Annotated in this window: 6 protein-coding genes; 2 read left to right on the top strand and 4 right to left on the bottom strand. The window is 50.9% G+C overall.

What is annotated here, in order from left to right; translation table 11 throughout:
- Nucleotides 1–187 precede the first annotated feature (187 nt).
- Nucleotides 188–760 (bottom strand): phospholipase D family nuclease, encoded by a 573-nt coding sequence (locus C230_RS18975; RefSeq protein ID WP_018130202.1) that lies wholly within the window; start codon nucleotides 758–760, stop codon nucleotides 188–190.
- 79 nt (nucleotides 761–839) lie between these two features.
- Nucleotides 840–1,013, bottom strand: coding sequence for a hypothetical protein (locus C230_RS22190; RefSeq protein WP_018130203.1), 174 nt, complete (start codon nucleotides 1,011–1,013; stop codon nucleotides 840–842).
- A gap of 346 nt (nucleotides 1,014–1,359) precedes the next feature.
- Between C230_RS22190 and C230_RS22195 the strand changes: the two genes are divergently transcribed.
- Entirely contained in the window at nucleotides 1,360–1,524 is a 165-nt protein-coding gene (locus C230_RS22195; protein ID WP_018130205.1) for a hypothetical protein, read from the top strand.
- 5 nt (nucleotides 1,525–1,529) lie between these two features.
- Nucleotides 1,530–1,940, top strand: a complete 411-nt coding sequence (locus tag C230_RS21110) for a MerR family transcriptional regulator (protein WP_018130206.1) — start codon at nucleotides 1,530–1,532, stop codon at nucleotides 1,938–1,940.
- A gap of 451 nt (nucleotides 1,941–2,391) precedes the next feature.
- Here C230_RS21110 and C230_RS0100930 read toward each other — a convergent pair whose 3' ends face one another.
- Entirely contained in the window at nucleotides 2,392–3,159 is a 768-nt protein-coding gene (locus tag C230_RS0100930) for a replication-relaxation family protein (protein WP_018130207.1), read from the bottom strand.
- Between the two features lie 64 nt (nucleotides 3,160–3,223).
- Nucleotides 3,224–5,494: ATP-binding protein (locus C230_RS0100935; RefSeq protein WP_245533938.1), on the bottom strand; the 2,271-nt coding region annotated here is incomplete at its 5' end.

Raw genomic sequence — 5,494 nt, forward strand, 5'->3', positions numbered from 1 at the left:
ATTGTCGTTACGATACGGATCATGATACGACAATCATCCGAAGAATCCTCCGACATTGAACATGACAAAAAAACGCTCACTCGCCGCCAAATAGCGTGAGCGGTAACAGAACGTGAAGAATGATGGGCCGGAGTGTATAAAAGAGATATCAATATAACGAGGACACCGCCTGATTAGGCGGTTTTGTTTATTTCAAATCCGTAAAATTCTTCGTATCATTCCACATCCGATCAAACTGCTTTTCCCAATCCTTGGCGATCTCAGGATCCCTCAGTACCACAAGAACCTCATCGTTGGTGGTCGAGGCTGCAACCGTGTAGTTGTACGATCCCGTCGTGACCAACGATTGGTCCGCGATGGTGACCTTGAGATGCATCAGGCCCGAGTGGGTGTTCTCTTTGATCGGAATTCCTGCTTCACGCAGCCGCTTCAAATCTTCTGCCTGATACTTTCCTTGCGCTTCCTGGTGATCAGTGATCATGCGCACTTTTACGCCGCGTTTCTTTGCCGCAATAATCGCATCGCGAATGTCGTCTTTCGTAATCGAATAAATCGCAATATCGAGCGACGATTTCGCTGAGTCGATCACGCTTTTCAGAAGCGCCTCCGGGTGTTGGCCCGCCTGCGTGAACGCATATTCAACTCTTGTCTGATCACTCTTCGAACGATCAGCAGAAACTGCGTGATCCGCCGGCGCGCAGCCAGGGAAAAACAATGCGATTGCACTAGTCATAGCCATGATTTTCAAACGATTGCTCATCAAACATCCTCCTCGGAGAAATCATAACAGATACTCAGCGCTCAGGGAACAAAAAGAGCCCTTATCCGAAGTCAGAGAATCACGCCATCCAAATGGCGTACCTATGTTTTACATCGATCTCAAACCGTTCGATTTTGATCCCGTTCGCTTTCAGCTTCTCGATCTCAGCCACCGCTTTTTGATAAGCCTCCGTGTCTGAACGGGTATCTCTTAGATCAATGAATCCCAGCCTGATTGCGAACCCTGGTTCCATATGCCACGCTCCATAAAATTTGTTACGTGGATATGGCTTCCATATTTCAGTGATGAATTCCTGCTGATTCGTAGACCAATTTTTCCATTTACCTATTGATATGTTTAAATAGGTTTGGTAAAATGAAAAATCAAAGGGGGTGGTGAAATTGAGCTGGTTGCTTTCGACTCTCGGGGCTATCTTGCTGGTGCTCCAAATCATTAAGACCGGCCTCGAAGTCTACGAAAAATGGAAAGACCTTACCCGCCAGCGCGACCAACGCTAAGGTAAGGCCCGGTAAGACCAGGGGGAGCTTCCCCCTCCCCTTGGATCTTACCTCCATTATATCACAAGGGAGGGTAAGATTATGCTGATAAGAATTTTTGCCGATTTTGGCTGGCTCGTCGCGATCGTCATCCTGTTGGTAGCAGACCGACAACTGCCTGCCTGGTTCCATATCGTGCTGATTGCGGCAGCGGCCTTGAGCATCATTGCGACCGCTCGTGCTCTAGTCCAGAAACTCCGGAGGTGACAGCTTTGTTTCTGCAGTTCGAGACGAAAGAGGATTTTGTGCGCTGGGCACAGGAGAACTTGCTGAGCCCCCATGAGGTTGCAAATCTCCTGGGGGTTTCTCTACAGGCGGTCCATCAGTCGGTTAAAAACGGGAAACTCACACCATTGAAGAAAGAACCAAGGTTCTCCTTGTTTTTAAAAGAGGACATCTTAAATCGAAAAAAGGAGTTGGAAATGTTGCGATCAAAATACCGTCCATTTGAGGCTATCATCGATGGGTATCGGGTATTTGCAAACGAATATTCACCCGGGAAGTGGGAGTATCACATTTATGGAGTTGGGCTTGGTACTGCAGCGGCTCGGAGATCCGAAGAAACGTATGATTCGATGGAAGAAGCGTTAGAAGCTGGAATTCAGACCGTCAAACGAAAGTAGCGGAGGATTTAAAATGAGTTGGTATACAGGGGTAAAGTAAGTCGTGCATTCATAAAACTCGAATAAACCCACTACGAAAGCGTAGTTCTACTTCTCATTTGCCACTTGTAAGGAAGCCCATAAGATCACAAGGAATTTTTCTATCAGGATGGAGTGAGCAGAATTGTTAGGTCCTGAAACAAAGCCATATGAGGAGGTTACGATCAGAAAACTGCTAGACTGTAAGTCGCTTCAGGGAAAACAGATAAAACGTTCCAAACTCCTGGATCCTCCTTTGGATCAGATAAAGGCGATGTTATAGGTTCGTATAAGACGAACCAAGTCGATTGAGAAATGCTTGTAATAATAAGGATTTTACGATGTGGCAGGACATGCGAAAGGACATATAAACGGACATGCGTAAGGACATATGAGCGGTGTTAATTGAGTGGGTATAGATAATCTATACCCACTATTCGGATAGGAAAAATTTCGTTTCTTCTCCTGGCGTAAAAAAATACATCTGAGGGGTTTGCTTATCTCTGTAGAACAACTCAACAAACGCATTCCAATTGGCTTTGAGGTAATCTCGTCTGTTTTGGGTGAGTGCCACCCAGACAACAGGACTGGTCTCGCCGATTGGCATCAACGTGTTGACATAGTTGTGAAACTTGCGCTCCAACTGCCTGGGGTTTTCCGTGTTGTTGTCGTACTCAATCCAAAACCGGCGGGTGTCGTCTAAAATTAGTCGTGCGTCGGGCCGTATTAAGTCACGGCGATCTATCTTCCGATCAACTTCCCTTTCCCAGTACCGTAAGAGAACATCGGTTGCTTCTGTCGAAGTAAGCCAAGCAATCCTTTCTCTCGCATATCCATGTACCAACAGCCGTACTAGGATGTCATTAATCCCGAGATAATGAGCGACTTGGGCCTGCGGCGCCTCCTTCACACGGTGGATTTGCAGGGCCATCTCCTGGGCATATTCCATTCCGAGTCGGCCAAGCGAGTACGCCACATCCCGGACTTGTCCGGGGATTGTAAACGTTTTGAGCCAAAGATCTTTCTCCTCTAAAGTGTTTCCTCTTTTGCGAATCTGCTTTAATCTTTCTTTCAGTGTGCGGGGATGCCACCCCGTAATCGCTAATAACTGTTTTTTCGTCGCCATCCCCAGATCATACAAAATCGCGATCAGTTGCTCATCCCGATGGAATGACGGGTGATCCAGCCAGCGGAAAATCATCTCTTTGTCTCCTTTCACGAGATTCTGCCCTATACAAAAGCTCACCCAATCGCCCTTAAATCGTTTAATACTCCTCGAAGTTAGATCCTTTCCTTTCGCTGTGGCTGTAACTCCGGACTTCCTGCAACAGGGTTCCTCCTTTACTCAGATACTCCTCAATTTCCCGATCGACCACTTCGGCCGGTGTCCCGTCCCTGGCCTGCAATTCCATCCCCTTCGACAAAGCCCACTGGATCGCTTCCTGAACTTCTTTTTCCCGCCGGTGGTCCGCAATCTCTCCATTGGGCTTGTACATGTACGGCGGATCTGATTCAACTGTAAACGTCGTGATCTCGCTGCGGCCACTTTCGTTTTTGGTCTTGGTGTAAACTGCAACCACCCGTTCCGGCAGCCGCTGGAGGAACTCTTTGTCGAAGGCGCCGGCAGTCATGACGCTGACGGCTGCAGCCGACTTCATACCCTGTGTGCAGGTCAGGATCGTTCCCACGTTCTCGGTGATCGCGTCAACGAGCAAGTCATTGAATTGCCCGATGTATTGGGTGATCAGCCCGAGACACAGCCCAAACTTTCGGTCTTCCGCGATGATTTTGGTCATCACAGGAATTTGGACGAGATGGGCCTCATCAACGGCCAGGATATGAACTTTCGCGCCGCTGCTACGAGTTTTTGCCGTCTGATGGTACTGGGTGATGATATGGCCAACAGCGAGCTTCACATTCTCTTTGGAGACGTTCAACAGGTCCCAAAGAAAAATATGCCCCTCGTCCATATAGCGCCGAAGATCCAGACTCCACTTCTTTTGCCCGAACATGCGTCGCATGGTCCGATTGGTCAAGAGCGGCGACAGCCGGTTCAGGATCGGGTCGATCGAGGCGCTGTCTACCTCGCGTTCCCAGAACTGACGAACGATCGGGTCCCTCACGAATGGGAGGATACGGTTTCGCCAGTCTTCGTCCGTGAGAACCGGGACAATTCCCAGAATCGTATGGGGTTTCCGGTCTTCAAGGAGTGTCAGCAGCGCGTTCTCAACCAACCGGTCCATCCGCGGCGTATCCCCGGCATAGGCATATTTGAGCAGGTGCAGGACTTCTTTGGCAACCGCGTCGATGTTTTCGCCCTGCTCATGGTGAAGCAAGTTCAGACCCAAAGGATAGTCGGTCGGCCCGAGATACACATAGTGCACTTTCTCCCATGGGATCTTAGCACCATCCAACTCCGCTTTCAGCAGCCGCGTCAGAATGGTCGCCACGGTTTCACGGGCCGGGTCGAAGTATGAGAAACCCGGAGCGTGTTCCGGATCGGCAATCCACCGGTCCAACAAGGACTGGATCATCATGACGGCCGTGGACGACTTTCCGGCGCCGGTCATCCCGGTCAAGACAAAGTGTTTGGTGAACTGTTCAAAGGGGATCGAAACCGGTCTTCCTTGCTGAAGCGGATGCTTCAGGTATCCAACGGCCACTCCTTCGGTCAACTCATCTTTACGCAAACTGCGTTGTCCCCGCTCCAAGTGCGGAATCCTCTCCATCACCCGATGTTGCCCATCCGGTAGGTGGAAGATGTTCGCGAGTTCCGGTGCCGTCCAGATCATCGTCTGCGTCGGAAAGGGCACCGGCGCGATCCGGGAGATGGGACACCGGCGCGTCCTGCGCAGGCGGATGCCGTTCTGGTTGGTCATCATTGTTTCCAACCGGGTCGCCAGGCTCTGAACAACACTCGACGCATGCGGATGCTCCGACCAGACCGAAAGCATCACATCAAACGCCCGCTCCCGACCGGTAAAGCGGTCCATCAGGCTGCGATACCGCGCCGCCTCGTCAGGGTCCAATTCACTCAAGCTTGGTGGTTTGAGTGCCGGCGGTTTTCTTTTTTTAGATCCGGCCCGCCTCGGATCAAATTCACGCAGGGCCTCCAGACCAATTTCCGCCACAGCAGACCAGCCACTCGCCGGCGTCCGGGGATCCGGCCGAATCGCTCGACTGGCCCGCTTCACCAGCCGTTTCAGCTCTGCAGGAGAGGCAGGAGAAAAGACCAGATCGATCCACGTCCCCGGTTCCAGGAAGAGTAGAACGTCGCCCCATTCGTCTCGGCGAGCATCGAAGGCTCGTAAGGGAAGCCCTTCCCGCTCTCCCTTTTCTCGCAACAAAAAATATCCTCCGTATCCGCCTTTGGGATTGGGCAGGGGGACTTCTTGATGTGAAACCGGGTGCCGTTCGCACTCCGGATAGGCCGCCTCAAGCGCTTTTTCCACACCTGTGAAACGATCCTGTGGATATCCTGTGTAAAACTCAATCCCGTGGTCGGACATGTGGATGAGAAGCCGGAACCACTCCCG

The organism is Effusibacillus pohliae DSM 22757, assembly GCF_000376225.1.
Lineage (GTDB): Bacteria > Bacillota > Bacilli > Tumebacillales > Effusibacillaceae > Effusibacillus > Effusibacillus pohliae.

Bases quoted from the DNA above. Each gene is read 5' to 3' on its own strand.
- C230_RS0100930 (WP_018130207.1), bottom strand. From the start codon at position 3,159: ATGATTTTCCGCTGGCTGGATCACCCGTCATTCCATCGGGATGAGCAA.
- C230_RS18975 (WP_018130202.1), bottom strand. From the start codon at position 760: ATGAGCAATCGTTTGAAAATCATGGCTATGACTAGTGCAATCGCATTG.
- C230_RS22195 (WP_018130205.1), top strand. From the start codon at position 1,360: ATGCTGATAAGAATTTTTGCCGATTTTGGCTGGCTCGTCGCGATCGTC.
- C230_RS22190 (WP_018130203.1), bottom strand. From the start codon at position 1,013: ATGGAACCAGGGTTCGCAATCAGGCTGGGATTCATTGATCTAAGAGAT.